General features: G+C 40.3%; 10 protein-coding genes. 8 read left to right on the plus strand and 2 right to left on the minus strand.

Going from position 1 to position 18,524, the window contains the following annotated elements:
• Positions 1–291 precede the first annotated feature (291 nt).
• Positions 292–2,433, plus strand: a complete 2,142-nt coding sequence (locus A9970_RS20130; RefSeq protein WP_182983478.1) for a glycosyl hydrolase family 95 catalytic domain-containing protein — start codon at positions 292–294, stop codon at positions 2,431–2,433.
• Between the two features lie 165 nt (positions 2,434–2,598).
• Positions 2,599–3,846 carry a glycoside hydrolase family 88 protein gene (locus A9970_RS20135; RefSeq protein WP_145327171.1) on the plus strand — a complete coding sequence of 416 codons (1,248 nt, stop codon included), beginning with the start codon at positions 2,599–2,601 and terminating at the stop codon, positions 3,844–3,846.
• Positions 3,847–4,041: 195 nt separating this feature from the next.
• Here A9970_RS20135 and A9970_RS20140 read toward each other — a convergent pair whose 3' ends face one another.
• Both A9970_RS20140 and A9970_RS20145 read right to left on the minus strand, forming a co-directional pair.
• Complete coding sequence (locus A9970_RS20140; protein WP_182983479.1) at positions 4,042–5,814, minus strand: response regulator; 1,773 nt, start codon at positions 5,812–5,814, stop codon at positions 4,042–4,044.
• Entirely contained in the window at positions 5,738–7,918 is a 2,181-nt protein-coding gene (locus tag A9970_RS20145) for a two-component regulator propeller domain-containing protein (protein WP_182983480.1), read from the minus strand. The genes A9970_RS20140 and A9970_RS20145 overlap by 77 nt, the downstream gene beginning before the upstream one ends.
• Before the next feature lie 136 nt (positions 7,919–8,054).
• On the opposite strand from A9970_RS20145, the gene A9970_RS28745 reads away from it, so the two are divergent.
• From A9970_RS28745 to A9970_RS20170, 6 genes are all read left to right on the plus strand, one after another.
• Positions 8,055–10,145 (plus strand): SusC/RagA family TonB-linked outer membrane protein, encoded by a 2,091-nt coding sequence (locus A9970_RS28745; RefSeq protein ID WP_259655446.1) that lies wholly within the window; start codon positions 8,055–8,057, stop codon positions 10,143–10,145.
• Between the two features lie 27 nt (positions 10,146–10,172).
• On the plus strand, positions 10,173–11,327 hold the full coding sequence (locus tag A9970_RS28750; RefSeq protein WP_376781342.1) for a hypothetical protein: 1,155 nt from the start codon (positions 10,173–10,175) through the stop codon (positions 11,325–11,327).
• 12 nt (positions 11,328–11,339) lie between these two features.
• Positions 11,340–13,184 (plus strand): RagB/SusD family nutrient uptake outer membrane protein, encoded by a 1,845-nt coding sequence (locus A9970_RS20155; RefSeq protein WP_182983481.1) that lies wholly within the window; start codon positions 11,340–11,342, stop codon positions 13,182–13,184.
• Positions 13,185–13,346: 162 nt separating this feature from the next.
• Complete coding sequence (locus A9970_RS20160) at positions 13,347–14,615, plus strand: DUF2264 domain-containing protein (RefSeq protein WP_182983482.1); 1,269 nt, start codon at positions 13,347–13,349, stop codon at positions 14,613–14,615.
• Between the two features lie 43 nt (positions 14,616–14,658).
• Positions 14,659–15,933, plus strand: coding sequence for a glycoside hydrolase family 88 protein (locus A9970_RS20165; RefSeq protein WP_182983483.1), 1,275 nt, complete (start codon positions 14,659–14,661; stop codon positions 15,931–15,933).
• Positions 15,934–16,329: 396 nt separating this feature from the next.
• The gene (locus A9970_RS20170; protein WP_182983484.1) at positions 16,330–18,357 is read left to right on the plus strand and encodes a DNRLRE domain-containing protein; all 2,028 of its coding nucleotides are present in this window, start codon (positions 16,330–16,332) and stop codon (positions 18,355–18,357) included.
• Positions 18,358–18,524: the final 167 nt, after the last annotated feature.

Raw genomic sequence — 18,524 nt, forward strand, 5'->3', positions numbered from 1 at the left:
ATAAATGTAAACTGATAACTAAAATTTTACGTATTGTTTATTTGTGTTTTGTTAAAAAATAACAAAAGAATACTGTTGAATTCATTTCTTTCATATATAGCTACCCCCATTATTGCCTATGCTTTGTTGTTTTATCTATTAAATTGTTACATTTCAGTGATGTAGCTATTCGATGTGATGGACAGAGAAGAGCTTGAATCTAGGTTTTCCTCAATCGTTTTCGTAAAAGAGGCTTGATTTCAGGAGAATAATCCAGCATCTTTATGGTCGCTCTGATAGCATTAAATCCTAATGATGAATCTAAGAATACTGTTTTTACTCGTTTGCATCCTATGCCAGCCATTTGAAGGATCAGCTCAATTTAGAATTCCAGTGTTGGGCCATACGATTTATGAAGGTGTGTTTACTGGCAATGGTCTCCTGGGAACGATGACTTACTTAGCCGGTAAGAATTCGATGCGTGTGGATATTGGAAGAACTGATATTTATGATCATCGAGCGAATTCGGCCGATAAATTGTTTGATCAGGCGCGTATGTCGTTAGGTCATTTTGAAATAGAATTTGAACGCCCGATTGTGCAGGCACAAGGAGAAATTCATTTAAAAGATGCCTATGCTGAGGCGAAAGTCGGCACAGACCAAGGGATGGTGAGAATTCGGACGACCACCTTATCAAATGACAACATTATTTTGCTAGAGGTATTTAAAAAAGATTTTAACGGGAATTACCATCTTACATGGAAACCCGACGAAGCCATCAGCCCAAGGATGGGATTCAGCTATACGCAAAAACCGAAAAACTATCCGACAAATCCAAAAGGAAGTTTTGGCACCCAAGGCGAAATAAAATATTTTGATCAGCCTCTTCTAGCCGGGGGAGGGTATGTGACGGCTTATTGTGGCAGATCCGGCAAAGAAGTGGATACCTATTTAATTACCGTAGATTATAACCAGCAGGGAACCGCTTATGTCAAAAAGGCGATCAATTATGTTCAGAATTTTAAAGAACAAAAGTTAACGAAGGGACTGGCGTCCCATCGCAAGTGGTGGACAGACTATTTTGTAGCATCTACACTGGAGCTGCCAGATACGGTTTACCAGCAGTTTTATGAAATGCAACTGTATAAGCTTGCCAGTGCAACAAGGTCAGATAAACCCGCTATGGATTTACAGGGGCCCTGGACAAGTCCAACTCCGTGGCCAGCGTACTGGCTTAATCTTAATATGCAACTTGCTTATTCCCCTGTTTTCAAAGCGAACCAGCTCGGTATTGCAAACTCGTTGATCCAGATGATTGATCGGAATAAAGATAATTTAAGACAAAATGTTCCCGAGCCTTATCGCTATAACAGTTTGGCTGTAGGTCGCTCCTCGGGGCCAAGCTTATGGAGTCCTGTTCTTCTGGCAAAAAATGTTTCATTGGATGCGGCTTCCGATGGTGAAAAGGAGCTAGGTAATCTCGTATGGCTGTTGCATAGTTATTATCAATATTATCGAGCGACCCTGTCGCAGGAAGTATATGATCGCTTATTTCCGCTACTGAAGGAAGCGATAAATTATCATTTGCACTTATTGGAAAAGAATCAAGCAGGAAAATACCATATCGGTGTGAAAACCTATTCACCAGAATATTCAAAAGGGTATGCTTATGATACAAATTATGATCTTTCTATTTTCAAATGGGGGCTCAAGACGCTTATTGAGCTGGATCAAGAAAGAGGCGGCAAGGATAAACTTCATGCTGTCTGGACAGACGTATTGGCCAACTTGATTGATTATCCACAAGATGTCGATGGCTTTATGATCGCAAAAGATCTACCCTATGGCGAGTCGCATCGTCACTATTCGCATCTAATGATGATTTATCCTTTTTACGATATAAACTGGGATCAGGTAAATAATCAAGCTCTTATTGAGCGCTCTATTGCACATTGGCAGAGCAAAAAGCAATTGTTGCAGGGCTATTCATTTACGGGGGCTGCCTCTATGTATGCCATGATGGGAAGAGGAGACTCGGCTTTGGCTTCGCTGGATGTGCTATTGCAGAAATATATTAAAGCCAATACACTATATGCTGAAAGCGGTCCGGTGATAGAAACCCCACTGGCAGCGATGGCCAGTATTCAAGAATTGTGTATGCAGTATTGGAATGGTGTATTACGCGTGTTTCCTGCTATTCCTCATAAATGGAAGGATGTTTCCTTTACCAATTTTTTGACAGATGGTGGAAATCTCGTATCAGCAGAGCGGAAAAATGGAAAAACGGCCAACATCCGGATCAAAAGTCAATATGGAGGTCGTCTACGTTTAAAATCCGATATCGGAATACCAGAGGTAAAGATACAGGGAAAAGGTACGTTTGATATAAGGAGAGATGGAACAATTGATCTGAAGCTTGATAAGGGAGCGATCGCTTTGATTAATGTACATTGATAAAAGTAAGTTAAAGAAATTACGTTGAAACTGAATATTCAAGCTCCTTGAGCCAATTGCTTAATATTCCTCGATCAATTGAAATAAAGAAAAAGAGCGGATTATTTAGGTATAGCATTAAAGCGCTAATGCGCTGACCAAATAAAAATAAAAGAATAGAAAATAATGAAATTAAAACAACTTTCCGTGTTATTATTGGCCATTTTGGGTACTTCGACTGTCGTTCAGGCGCAAACGGCAAAACCGAATCTATCCAAAGCGTTTATTCAGCAGCAGCTAGATGCTGCAGCGAAGCAAATAAAAGTCCTGGCGAACGAAACTCCGACAGAAAAGTTTCCAAAAACTTTCGAAAATGGCAAAGAGGTATTTTCTTCGTCGAGCTGGTGGTGTTCGGGGTTTTATCCAGGGACATTGTTGTATTTATATGAAGGCACCAAAGATGAAGGGTTATTAAAGAAAGCAACCGAGAAATTGACCTATCTAGAAAAAGAAAAGAACAACAAGGGTACACATGATTTAGGGTTTATGTTATTCTGTAGTTTTGGAAACGCACTGCGTCTCACGGGTGATAACCAAAAGTATGGACCAGTACTCAGCACCGGCGCCAATTCCTTAGCATCGCGCTATAGTCCAACTACCAAAACGATTCGTTCTTGGGATCACGGATCATGGCAGTATCCGGTTATAATCGATAATATGATGAACCTGGAGTTTTTGACACAGGTGTCTAAAATGACTGGAGATAAAAAATTCTATGATATTGCGGTATCTCATGCTGAAACAACCTTGAAAAATCACTTCAGAAAAGATTATAGCTCATACCATGTGATCGATTATGATAAAAACACAGGTAAGGCGATTGGTAAAAAGACCCATCAGGGCGCATTTGATGAATCGGCATGGTCAAGAGGACAAGGATGGGCGCTGTATGGTTATACCATGATGTACCGCGAGACAAAGAAGAAAGAATTTTTGAAGCAGGCCCAGCAAATCGCAAAGTATATCCTAAGCAATCCGAATTTGCCTGCTGATCTGGTTCCTTACTGGGATTTTGATAAAGATAAAATTGCGCAGTCAGATAAAATGTATCCGAATAAGGATCTGCGGGATGTATCTGCGGCGGCATTATATGCATCTGCTTTGTTAGAGCTCTCACAATACACAAAGGGAAGTGAAGCTTTGAATTATTTTGATAAAGCAGAAACGATTCTTAAGAACCTGTCGAAGGCACCTTATCTGGCACCTTATGGTCAAAATGGTGGGTATATCTTACAACACAGTGTTGGAGCGCTGCCATTAAATTCGGAAATCGATGTGCCGTTGACCTATGCCGATTATTATTATGTGGAGGCCTTGGTTCGTTATCAGCGCCTATTGTCCGGAGAACCTATGATCAAAGAGATCGCTAAATAAGGTTGTCAACAGTTAAAAGCTTATTTTAGTGGGATCAGATCGTTTAAAAAATGATTTGTTTTAAGTAAGGCTCAAACTTGATTAAAAACGTAGTTAAAGCTAAAAGACAGAGGTGGCATAGCCACCTCTGTCTTTTTATTGGGAATTACAGCGTTTATTGAGCATTACGGGGACCACAGTTCGATATAACAGGGTTTAGCTATTCTGGTTGGGCGTAGCGGTTTGTTCCGACGGATTGTATCCAAACTGTTTTTTAAATTCCTTACTAAAGTACTTCCTGTCCGAAAACCCGACAGTATAGGCGATCTCACTGATGTTCATGTCAGAATTCAGTAGTTCTTTCGCTTTGTTTAGCCTATACGTTTTAACATAATTATTGAGCGATAAATTGGATATTGCCTTCAGTTTACGATAGAGAATTGGAGCGCTCATTCCCATTTTACGTGATATAAAATTAACATCAAAGCCATCTGACTGGATATTAGCTTCGATCAATTCATTTAGGGATAAGATGAATTGTGCATCAAGCTCATTGTCGAATGAAGCTGTTTTGACCTGAAATTCTCTACTCTTTTTCTGGCTGATAGCCATGAGATTCTGAGCGGAGAGAAATAGTTGTTTATTGTCGAAGGGTTTTGTCAAATAGATATTGGCGCCCAGTTCTAGTGCTAAGGTTTGTGAATGGCTGTCTGTTACGGCCGTCAGCAAAATGAACGGAATGTGGCTTGTTACCATATTTGTTTTAATGGCCTGACACAATTGAGCACCGTCCATGTAAGGCATCATGAGGTCTGAAATAATCAGATCAGGGATATATTCCAATGCTTTGGAAAGAGCCTCTTCACCATTGTTTGCTGTAATGATCGTGTAGGTATCCTGAAATAGATTGACAACTGTTGCTAATAATTCTTTATTGTCTTCTACAATTAAAATAGTTTGTTGTAAGGAAGTATCAAGCGTGCTTGGTACAGGTGTGCTAACGTCTTCTGTTTCCTTTCCAAGGAGGCCTATTGCTTGCAGCTCTACTTTCTCGCCAGCTTGTTTCGGTAAGGTTACCGTAAATACCGTCCATTTTCCTTTTTCATCGTCCTGTGAAAAACAACGAATGTCTCCCTTGTGTTGCAGCACAATTTGTTTGGTAAGTGCCAATCCAATGCCTGTGCCGATCGCATCATTAGCTTGTTCTTCACGATAGTATTCTTCAAATATTTTAAACTGATTGTCTGTAGCAATGCCAATGCCGTTATCAACTATGTTTATGGAAAACGAGTCATCACTTTCGATCAACTCCAAGTAAACTGTACCATAATCGGGTGTGTATTTGATAGCATTGGACAGTAGATTAAACATCACTTTATCAAATTGCACGGTATCGATGGATTGTAATCCTACTGCATCCAACTGACGTATATAATAGTTGAGATGTTTTGTTTTGGCAAGGTCATTCAGTAAGTAGAACGTATCTTCTATGTATTCTCTAAAAGAGATGTCGGTTTTCTTCAGTACAAAGTGTTTATCATCGAATTTTTTAAAGTCCAGCAACTCGTTGATTACACCAAGCAGTTTACTGGCATTCTTTTTTATCCGTTTTACTTTGTTTTGTGTAGAAGTCAGATTGGCCGTTTCGGAGATAATTTCGTCTAATGGAGCTGTAATCAACGTCAACGGTGTGCGAATTTCGTGCGATATCTGTGTAAAGAATTTTATTTTCTTTTCCTGTTCCCGTTCTGAATTGATCAACATCTCACGTTCGACAACAAACTTGATGACAAAATGTACACCCAAGGTGAACAAGCCCACATACAACAGATAGGCCCACCAGGTTCTCCAAAAGGGAGGTTTAATATCGATGTTGATCCGTAGGGGGATACTGCTCCAAATGCCATCGTTGTTACTGGCGAATATGGTCAAAGTATGCAATTCCGACTGGAATATTGGTATATCGTATTGACGGAGTACTTGTTTCAACCCAATCCTTGTCAAAGCCATCAAGCTTATATCGGTATCTATTCTTTTGTGGTTTGATGAAATTAGAACCTGAGAAATTAATCGTAACAAAGTTTTCATCATGTCGGAGTTTGAGCTGATAGCTGTTGTGATCGGTCGTTTTCTGAAGCCGTCCGTAGTTTAATGGTGTCTCTTCGAGAAAGATATTCCGGAAGAGTACCTCGGGGATAGTCTGATTGAAAATTATTGTTCGGGTATCCATGGCAACTACGCCATTGAGTGTTGTGACGAATAGTGTTCCTGTTTTGCTGGCAAAGACTTTGGCTCCAAGTAGATTTTTGACCGGTAAACCGTCATACTGATTCAGGAGGTAGCTATGTTTTGTTTTGGGATTATAGCATATTAATCCATTTTTACTGGTAAGCCATACCTGATTGTTCACAAAGATGGGCCAGCCTAGCGAATTGTTCGGAAAGCGAGAGACCTTGGTTAATTGATCATGCTGATCAAAATGATATAAGTATTCTTTGGATGTCAGCCAGATGTCCCCGTTCGGGTGAACATAAAACCCACCTAGCGTTAATGTATCCAGCTGTTTTATTGGGTTTATGTTTGATTCATTTGGTTTTTTGCGAAAAAGTGTACCTCCTCTGAGAAAATAAGTCTGCTGTTTATTGTCCGCTTGGATATCATCAATTGTACCTGTTTTTAATGCAGCGTTATACGCTGCAGGTTTTCCAGGATCGACGATGTAAAGCCCTTTATTGGTTCCGAGGTAAATGCGATGTACGGGATCGACGTAAATGCTATAAATATTGTTTTTGAGATTCAAGACATCTTTTTCCAGGTAAAAGTGTTGTGTGTTTCCAGATTGTGCATCGATAATGGAGTAGCCCCCGCCATACTGTGCCGCATAAATTTTGTTATCTCTAACATATAGATCCTTGATCAGGTTTGACCGGGTCAATTTTGACAAAGGAGAGGTCGTTTCTGTTCTTTTGTCAATTTTGTTGATTCCCTCTTCCTCCGTTCCTATCCAATAGGCATTGTCTGATTCGGCGAAGCTACCGGTGATATCACTATTCAGGCTGAGACCAGGACGCGAACGTGTTGAGTAATGCTGTATGGGGATCAGTTCGGGGTAGATGGCATTGATTCCGCCGAAATAAGTTCCTATCCAGGTGATCTGTTGTCGATCAATAAAAATATCATAGATTGAATTTTGACTCAATGAGTTTTTGACGGAGGTATTATGTTTATAGTTTAAGAAATGTGGTGCCCCATTAAAGATGGAGAGTCCTTTTAATGTACCGATCAGCAGGTCTCCCTGTTTAGTTGGGACAATTTTCCGGATGTTATTGCTGAGCAGATTGCTATTTGTTTCTGTTAAGTTATTCCATTTTTTATCAGCGAAGTTATATTGGAATATTCCATGCAATTTTGTGCCAACCCACAGGATGTTTTTATGGAGATATAGGGCACAGAAAATACGTTCTTTTAAAGGGAGCGCAGGCAGTATCAGATTCTGGATATGGAGGACCTGATTATTTTGCAATGAAAAAGATTCTATGCCATTGTAACTGGCTATTATATAGTTGTTGGGGCTAGTTTGAATAATGGATTGCACCCGCGGACGGTCAAGAATTTTCTTGAGATTGTAGGTTCCAGCTGTCGGGACAGCCTGATAGAGTCCTTTGTCAGTGCACAAAAATATCTGGTCTGAAAGAAACTGAATGTCGGTAACAGCAATTTTTTCCTGAAAAGGTTTTCCCTGTTTAAATACGGCTTTACGTTTGTCGATGTCGAAAATAAATAACTGCGTTGCTGTAGCAATAAAAAGGGCATTATTTGCGTTGATGGCAATCTTGTTAATGTAATCTACCTTTTTAAATACCGTATCCTGTACGAGGATATTGGTGATATTTTGGGAGTCATAGACAAAAAGGTTGGCTCCGCCACCGAACCACAGTTTACCTTGTTTATCTTGAGCAATTGTTAATACCGCCTGTTTATCCAATACGTTCTCCTGGCTCAGTGTCTCAAATTTCAGATTCTGGGCATGACCAATGGAAATGATGGATATCAGCAGTAAAAAATGTCTCGATAAAATAGGTAGTATGCTCATGGTTATGGGGTATTTGTGTCAAATTTAAGATTTTACCCCCAAATATTTATGAATTTCACCCCTCTTAATTTGCTTATAGACTCATCTTTGACCTATTAAACAACCAATTTTTATTATAAAACTAATTTCCTAAAGTATGGCAAAGTTTTACAAAGTTGGACTGTCTGCTATGATGATGTTTACTGTGGGTGCGAGTATGGCACAACAGAAAATTTCAATTACGGGGCGGATTACAGACAGTCAAGGAGCACCTTTATCGGGTGTAACGATTCGAGAAAAGGGTGGAAGTGTTTCTACTTCTACAAATGCAAACGGTACCTATTCATTGTCAGTTGGCTCCAATGCAACAATTGTCGTTTCCTATATCGGTTATCAAAATCAGGAAGTTGTTGTCAATGGACGTAATGTCGTCAATGTAACTATGGATGGTACAAGTTCGGTTATTGATGAGGTTGTTGTTGTCGGTTATGGAAAGCAAAAAAAGGAAAAGCTATTGGGTTCTGTAAGTACAATTGATGCAAAGCAAATTGAAAATAGGCCTGTCACAAATGTTTCTACGGCATTAAGCGGTGTTGCTGCTGGTGTTCAGGTAAAACAAGGTACTGGTCGACCAGGCGCCGATGGCGCTACCATTCGCGTACGTGGTATCGGTACAATGAATAATGCTGAAGCATTGGTTGTTATTGATGGGATTGTTGGAACAATGGATGCGGTAAATCCAAATGATATTGAAACAATTTCTGTTTTGAAAGATGCGTCTTCTGCTTCAATCTATGGTACACGTGCGGCAAACGGGGTTATATTAATCACAACTAAAAAAGGTAAGGCAAATCAAAAGACTCAATTGACTTATTCAGGAATTCTTTCCAAGACCAAACCGATGGGAACACCTGAGTTTGTGTCGGATTACGTGCGTCACATGGAGTTAATGAATGAAGGAACCTTCAATCTGGGAAAACCGAATAAGTATGCAGAATCTACAATAGAGCAATGGCGAAAAGCAAATGCGGATCCAAATGGTATTATGGCTCCTTCGGGTTTACCAAATTATATTGCTTATCCAAATACAGATTGGACAGATTGGATCTATAACTCGAGCTGGCTGCAGAGCCATAATATTTCCGCAACTGGGGGATCGGAGTCTACCAATTATATGATTTCCGGACGGATTTTGGACAATCCAGGTATTATGCAAAACACTGGTGCCAAAAAGTATGAATTAAGAACGAATCTGAGCACTAAAATTGGAGACCGTTTAACAATTGGGACAAACACTTTTGCATCAACAGAAGATCGGAAAAAAGCAAACGTTGATAATCTGTATAATTTCTTAAGGCAGTCAACCCCGGGTGTATATCCGATGTATGATGGGAAATTTGGAGGAGCGGTAGCCGCTGAAGAGTCCGTTCAATTGAACAATCTGATGCAGTATCTATATGAACCTCAGGGAATGGATAAAGTATCAAATTTTAACTCCACTATTTTTGCCAATGTTAAAATTATCAAAGGATTAACTTTTGAAACCAAATTCAACTATTTGACACGCTTCAGAGAGCAGACTGGTAGCAGTATTCCTGTAGATAAGTACAATTTTGCAACTGGTGCAATTGTTTTCCCTGCCGGTGTGGCAGCTAATCTTACGCTTTCTCAAAGCTATGAAAATCTTCGTACGTTGACTTTTGACAATGTGCTTCGTTATGAAACAACTATAGGTAAGCATAATATAGGCGCATTATTGGGGCATAATGAGTTCCAAACCAAATGGTATACGTTCTCTGCATCAAAAAGAGGAGTTATCGATCCAACAATTTCTAATATCAGTACAGCAAATGAAATGAATAGCATTGATGGTAACGAATATGAAACCAGTATGCGGTCTTTCTTCGGACGGGTGAATTATGACTTTGATGGAAAATATCTGGTAGAATTCAATTTGCGTCGAGATGCATCCTCCAAATTCGGAAAGGATAAACAGGTCGGTTATTTTCCTTCTGTAGGTTTGGGCTGGTTGCTTTCTAAAGAATCGTTTATGAAAGGCCTAGATCCTTACGTTCAGAACGTTAAGTTGCGTGGGTCTTGGGGTAAATTGGGTAATGACCGGAATAACGGGGATCCAAACAGTGAGAATTATTTCCCGGCACTTGCTTTTTATGGAAATGTAGGTTACTCCTACGGCGGGTCACAAGTAAGTGGTTTGGAACGGAGCAAATTTGGAAATAGGATGTGAGCTTGGGAAGAAAGTGAAAATAAAGAGGTGGGACTTGAATTCTCTACTTTCAAGAATAAAGCTTATGTCGAGGTGAATTACTATAACAAACTAACCTCCGGAATATTGGTTCCTGAACAATTACCGCTAACAACCGGCAATACTTCTGCTCCAATTGTCAACTCGGCGGCTATGCGTAATAGTGGTATAGAACTCAATCTGACTTGGAAGGATAAAATAGGTGAAGTGAGCTACAATATCGGTGGTAATTTTGCTTACAATAAAAGCCGGGTGACCAAACTTAAAGGCCAGTTGGTAAGAGGTTGGAATGATGTCAATGGTACGAATAGCTACAGTACCAATATTGGACAGGTATCCAACGCTGTTGGTACAAACCAACGTAATTTGGAAGGGCATACATATAGAGAGTTTTATGTAAGACAGCGCTATAAAGGGGATGGTAGTTACTATTCTAGTGATGGATCGGTAAATCCGAATGGTGGACCTCGGGATGGTATGATCCGTACCGAAGCGGATTACAAGTGGGCTCAGGATATGAAAACGGCGGGTTATAGTTTTTCTCCAGTAAATACTTTGGGTAAAGAACAACTTTATTATGGTGATTTTCTTTATGCAGATTTAAATAGAGATAAGATCTATGGCAATGAGAACGATCTTGATTTCACAGGAACCTCCGATATTCCGAAATATATCTATGGATTTAATTTGGGATTTTCCTATAAAGGGTTTGATTTACAAATGTTGTGGTCCGGTGAAGGTAAATTGCAATATTATTGGAATGATGAAGGTTATAGCAACAATATTGTTCGTGATGGAAATGGCATTTCAAAACGGGTGGCGGATGACCATTATTTTTATGATCCTGCTAATCCGAGCGACTCCCGTACAAATCTGACCGGATCTTATGCGCGCTTAAAATATAACGGTGAAACAATCAATAACGTAGCGAACAACTATTACCTCTACGATGCAGACTTCATTAAACTGAGGAATTTACAAATCGGTTATACATTTAATAATAGGCTTACCGAGCGTCTGCATGTACGTAATCTACGCGTATACTTCTCTGGTGAGAATCTACTGATGTTTACAAAATTCCCTGGAGCTGATCCAGAAATCGGAGCTGGAGCTAAATATCCAACGATGAAACAATATGCATTCGGTTTGAATTTTGGATTCTAATACTAAGAACAAATGAAGAAAATATTAACTATAGGTATGCGAAGATTATTTACGCATTACAAACAATATAATAAGTGCTTGGGGCGTATATCCATGTTGGCTATCGTTTTAGGGACAATGGGTTCCTGTAAAAAGGATTTATTGGATATCACCTCAAACACGCAAGTCCCTGAGGACAAAATGTGGACAACAGATAACTACACCGATCTTGGTGTAAATGGAGTTTATCAGGCATTGCGTTTTGGATATTCAACCGGCGGAACAAATAATCGGGAGCTTTACCAATATGATCGTCTATCCAATACGCTGATACCTAGGGGAGGAGATCCCTTGTTGAATGCTACCGCCAATACTTCAACAGGACTTTTTGCTGATGTCTGGAAGGAGTTATATGAAAGTGTACATCGTTCGAATGATGCAATTTATGGAATAAGTAACATTTCCCCTTCTGCACCTGAGAAGAAAGCACGTCTATTGGCGGAAGTGAAGTTTTTAAGGGCATTTTATTACTACAGATTAAATCAATTGTATAGAGGGGTGCCTATATATGACGCTCCGATAAATTACAATGAGGCTACTAAACCTAGAAATACTGAAAAAGAGGTTTGGGATTTTATACTAAAAGATCTGAGTGATTGTATTGCCGAAACTAATTTGCCAACTAAATTTCCGGCTGGAAGTAAAGATTTTGGTCGTATCACGAAGTCTGCCGCTTATGCGTTGCGTGGTAAAGTGTATATGTATCTGCAGGACTGGGATAAGGCGATAGCAGATTTTCAGGCGGTTAAAGATTCCGGTCATCAACTATTTTCAGATTATAAGACCTTATTCACTGCCGCCAACGAAAAATCTGACGAGATGATTTTTTCCATTCAGAACATTGCATTAGATAATTATGGATCGACCATGCAATTCTACTTTGGTAGCCGTTCAGCGTTTGGTTCCAATTGGGACAGCTATTTGGTTAGTCCGGATTTTGTTGACTTATACGAGAACAAAGATGGCAGTAAATTTAACTGGGATGATGTAATCCCGGGCTATAACGCTATGGCACCAGCGAAGAGAGAAATCTATTTCGTACGTGACAATGTACAGCAAGTAGCGCAGGCCAATAACAAACCCGCTAAATACACAGATTTGATCGATCCAAAACGAGGACTTGATTTTGGGCTGTATCTACAAAATGGAAATGAGGCCCGCTTAAAGAAAGCCTTCGAAAATCGAGACCCACGTTTAAGTGCCAATGTCATTTTACCCTACTCTACTTTCGTAGGAATGAATGGTACGGCAGATCAAACGTTCACGTCTAGATGGCCACATATTGAGCAATTGAACAATGTTTTTGACCTAAGGACCGATATTGAAAGTCAGTTTTTCTACCTGCCGCGTAAATTTGTATATGAAGGCGGTAAACCTCCTATTCCAAGCAGGGTTGCAGGTGATATTGATTATCCGGTGATACGTTACGCAGATGTGTTATTATTATGGGCCGAAGCCTTAAATGAAAAAGGACAAACAGGACCTGCCGTCGATAAAGTCAATGAGGTTCGCGCCCGTGCTAAAGTAGGGCTGTTGAATAGTTCTGCAGCGACGACTGTGAGTGGCAAAGTCGATTTAACCAGGCGAATTCGTAACGAACGTAGGAGAGAGCTTTTTGGAGAAGGTGTTATCTATTTTGATGAGTTAAGATGGAAATCCTGGAAGGAGCAGGTATTTAGTGGTAACGCTGGAAACAAACAACCTTGGGGTGCTATAGTAGACAAATACACCTATTTAGGAGATCAGCTTTATACATGGCCTATTCCTGAATTGGAAAGGCAACGAAATACCAGTTTAACACAAAATACAGGTTGGTAAAAGAAAACTAAATGACTTCCCTCGTAAAGAAGTTGTTATCAATCGCTCATGCAATCGTTTGCTCGAGCGATTGATTTCTTTTTGTTTGTTTTTTTTAGTTAAAATAAAGATTTTTAATGTTTTGTGTAACACTTCGATTGTGTTCGTTATAAACCAATGTCAATGAAAAGAAGACTCTTATTAAAACTATTGGGCGGTGCCGGGATGGGAGCCCTGGCGACATCTTTTGCTGGTGAAGCGAAAGCCAATGTTACCGCGTCGGAAAGAAATAATTACCGCGAGAACGATCGGGCCTATTGGGTATCTATCTTACACAAGATGGCAGCTCCCATATTGAGCAATATCAGTAAGGAACAATGGCGTAAAAATATGCCGATGGAGGTGAGCCCGACTTTTGATAGTAGGGATCCCGGCGTTGGATACCTGGAAGCCTTTGGGCGTTTGTTGGCTGGAATGGCACCTTGGCTGGAATTAGCGGATGACGCAACCGAGGAAGGTAAATTGCGTAAAAAATTACGTGACCAAGCATTATTGGGTATACAATATGGTGTAGATCCAAAATCGCCGGATTATTTTACTTGGCGAGGACCTTCATCTCAGACCCTTGTGGATGCAGCGCATCTTGCACTGGCTTTTCTGAGAGCCCCAAAAGCTTTATGGCAGCCTTTGGACCAGGCCACTAAGCAAAGAGTCGTCGAAGAGTTTAAACTATTGCGCAAAATTAAACCGAATGAGAGCAATTGGCTGCTTTTTGCGGCAATGACAGAAACATTTCTTTACAGCATAGGAGAGGAATGTGCACGGGAAAAGATCGATTATGCGGTCAATAAATTTGATCAGGAATGGTATGTGGGGGATGGCTGGTATAGTGATGGTGCCCATTTTAGTTTTGACCACTACAATGGTTATGTGATCCATTGTATGCAGGTGGAGTCACTGCGTCATAACATTTCAGCGGGAGGAAAATACAAGGAAATGTATGAGCGAGCTTATAAACGAATGCAGCGTTATGCGCATCACCTGGAACGCATGATCTCTCCGGAAGGGCATTATGTCGTTGTTGGACGCTCCTCAACTTATAAAAATGCCGCATTCCAGCCTCTAGCGACTGTTGCTCTAGAAAATAAGCTGCCCGAAGATATTTCGAAGGGTCAGGTCAGAGCCGCATTGACCACGATACTCCGCCATATTTATATTGACAAAACCTTTGCACCCTCAGGATGGCTGCGTATGGGCGTAGTGGGTGATAAACAATCCAATCTCGCAGATTACTATACAAACGCAGGCTCGATGTATGTGGCCTCTCTGTCATTCTTGCCATTGGGGTTACCGGCAGACGATGAGTTCTGGACCTGTGCTCCACAACCCTGGACTTCCCAAAAATGCTGGAATGCTGAGCAATTTCCCAAGGACTATTATGTAAGTTATTAAACGAAAAAAGAATAAAAAAGCAAAAGATTAAGGACTGGATAAAATGAAGATACAACACTATATTACGGGGGCTTTAATGATCGGACTAGGAATGCAGGGAATTTCCTGTTCCAGTCAGCGAAACTTAGGGACAGTGAAATTGGGGCTTGACAAAGAATTTGTCCGTACCAATTTAGAAGATGCACACAAGCAGATCGCCTACCTCGCAGCATCGATCGATGAATCGGATATGCCTACAACCTATAAAGATGGTAAATATGTGAATTGGGGTTCAAGCTGGTGGTGTTCTGGATTTTATCCCGGTACAGTGCTCTATCTCTATGAATATACCAAAGATGAGAAGCTATTAACGGAAGCAAAAAGTAAGTTGAAGGAACTCGAGAAGGAAAAGAACAATAAGGGGACACATGATTTGGGTTTTATGTTGTACTGCAGCTTTGGTAATGCATTACGCTTGACGGGAGATTCGGCTGCTTATAAGGAAATTTTAAGTACCGGAGCAGCCTCATTGGCGACCCGTTTCCACGAAGCACCCAAAACTATCCGTTCATGGGATGGGGGCAAAAACTGGGATGGCCAGCCTTGGACTTACCCAGTGATTATTGACAACATGATGAACCTGGAGTTTCTGACGGAAGTTTCCAAAATGACAGGTGATAAGCGTTATCGTGATATTGCGGTGCAACATGCCAATACAACGATGGTCAATCACTACCGAAAAGATTACAGTTCCTACCATGTCGTGGATTACAATCCAAAGGATGGAAGCATTATTTCGAGAAAGACTGCTCAAGGTGCGTTTGATGAGTCTGCATGGGCTAGGGGACAGTCTTGGGGACTGTATGGTTATACGATGATGTACCGCGAGACCGGCGACAAGAAATATTTGGAGCAAGCTCGACATATTGCACAGTTTTATCTGAATCATCCCAATCTTCCAAAAGATCTGATACCTTATTGGGATATGGACCAGAACAAGCTTACTCCGGATAGTAAATATTATAGCCAGAAAGATCTTCGTGATGTGTCGACCGCTTCGGTGACCGCTTCGGCTTTGCTGGAACTGGCGCAATACACAACAGGTGGTGAAAGCCAGCTGTATATCTCAAAGGCTGAGCAGATGTTGCGGTCTTTATCATCTAAACCCTACAAAGCAGATTATAAAGAAGCCGGTGGCTATATTTTAAAACATAGTGTTGGTTCGATTCCACATAAAACAGAGGTTGATGTTCCTTTAACCTATGCTGATTACTATTATGTAGAGGCATTGGTTCGGTATGATCGGTTGCTCCAAGGAGAAAAGGTAATCAAGCCATAGAAACTATCATAAGTGCCTAGTCTTTGAAACAATGTTTGATTTATTGTTTCAAAGACATGATAATAATTCTATTGAATACTACAATTTTTAGAGCGAATTTTTTATTAGGTCACAATAGATCATGAACCATAAACATATATCAAATCCTGCTCCTTTGATATGGAAAGATGGTTCAGTTCTTATCGTTTTTAAAGGACGTAGCCGTGGAAAGAACTATCCATTTCAGAGCGAGCTAAAAAGAGGTAAATAGCCAAGAGAAATTTTCATTGGGAGGATCTCTTGTTCAGGGCTGTTCCATTAGTAGCAATAGATAAACAATATGATCTACATCTCCCGGATGTATTAGAGGCATATTGTTCCAATTATAAACTACCAATATCATAAATCTAACAAAGAATGAGAACAACAAACAGTAAACTCAGATTCATTGCAGTCGCACTGATGAGCACACTTTCGGCAATGATGGCCTGTCATAAGGATATGCTAAAGCCCGAAAGCTCTATTGCTCAGCTGCAAAAAAAAGCAGCTACTTTTGATTCCGCAAATGAGGTCAGCCTTTTGCCCGTCGCAGATGCGTATGTTCAGGATGGGACTAACGCCAGTACCAATTATGGTGATAATAGTTGGCTGATTGCCAAAGATGATGCTCCAGGTTATCGAAGGGATATCTATCTGCGTTTTGATCTGACCGCATTGCCCAGCAATGTTGCTAGTGTACAGTCAGCACGTGTTGAATTGGCTGGTGGGGTTTCCAGTGCTGCGGATACAGCAAATGCCAAGTGGCTGTACTACACAACGCTTGAAAAAGATTGGGGTGAGAAAACGATCAATTGGAATAATGCGCCAGCGACAGGGACAAAGCTTGGAGAAGTCAATGGAAAACTAAAAGTTACAAATGGAATTGTCTATCTCGATATTCCCTCCTCAGTGATTCAAGAAGCTTTGGATTCGGACAGAAAATTGTCTATTAAGATTGTCGCACAGCGAAAAACCTCCGGTTCTACTTCATTTTATTCCGACTTTCAGTCTAAAGAAGCACAGGATGTGGGACTTCGACCAAAATTGAAAATTGATTATACAGCATCGGGGCCAAACTTTTATAGCAACCTAGTCATGGATAAAGTAACCTTTGACTCCATTCAGCTTGATCTAGCAACATTATCCGCCGCCCAAACGCTAATAAACAATCAAGTTACTGTTAAAGCAAATGATGCATTGAATACAGTTCCTGTTCCGGTTGCAAAAATTTCAGATCCCGATGGCAAGAATAAAGTGCAGACTGATGCAGCTAAGGTGTATTCGTTGGCGCTACAATATTTTTTGTTTCAGGAGCAGGCAAATGCAGGGCAATATGTTGATAAGGCGAAGGAATTTCTTCTTTCTTGGGCAGCCGTTAACGCAGCAACAAGCCAAACTCCCGATGAAAGTATATATCTTCCATTTCTTACAGGATATTCACTTATTCGTGCAAAAATTGATGCTAACAGCAGGATGACGATCGACAATTGGTTACGGACAAGATATAACTTTTACAAAACTCAATCGGTCAGAACCAATAATTGGGAAACTATCCGTAATCTGTTGATGATTGATATCGCTTATATACTGAATGATGGAGCGCTTATCAACCAAGCGACGTCAGATTTTAGTACTCATCATAATAAAAATTATCGTGCGGATGGGGCTAGCGTAGATTTTCTTGGCAGGGATGCCTTTGCCTATCATGTGTATGATCTAGAGTTTATCGGACAGATTGGTCGCACTTTTTATATCAAACGAGGCCGGCATATGCTTGATAGTTTGGTAAATCACCGTGCTACAAAATGGGTTAATTTAAGAATTAATCCCAATGATACGCCAGTCTTGGGTGGATCTATTAGGGATGCGGTCTCTTTTATGGCCCCTTATGTCTTGGATCCTGACAATAATATTCATCTTGAATTTGTCAACACCGAATGGGCTCCTGACAAAACTAGAGCTGATTATAATAAACCGTTTAATGCGGCAGGATCCAGCTATGCTTTTGTCCAGATGGCATCCATTATGAAAGGCGAGATGTTCGGTTTCCTGAAAAAGTTAAATCCTAGTTTCAACAGATATACTGATTTGCGTTACTATATTAACTCTTATGGGCCATCTTTAAGTACTTCGCCTATGACCGATGTGACATTGTATGGTGATACTCCTTTCCGTGGCTGGTATAAACAGCTTGGCATTGGAAGTTACAGTCTTACTGATTTGCAAGGACTGGGTGTTACGAACGACCAACTGAGCAGTATTAGTATTCCAAAAGGTTTTAAGGTTACACTCTATGAAAATGGAGATTTTACAGGAGATTCTGCGCTATTAACTGGACATACCATTGATTTGTCAATCTTAAACTTTAACGATAAGACATCTTCGCTGTTGATTGAATATCTTTAGTCAATTTATCTAAATGAAAAGGTGTTTTTTGTAATTATAGTGTGTGCTTGACCTATGTCCATTTCTTCTATGTAGAAACATTGGTGCGATATGACCGGTTGCCCCTTGGAGAAAAGGTAATCAAGCAATAAGAGCTATTTTTTTTGAGTTTTCAACAAAGTTATTAA

Origin of the sequence: Sphingobacterium sp. UME9 (genome assembly GCF_014170215.1) — a bacterium.
Lineage (GTDB): Bacteria > Bacteroidota > Bacteroidia > Sphingobacteriales > Sphingobacteriaceae > Sphingobacterium > Sphingobacterium paramultivorum.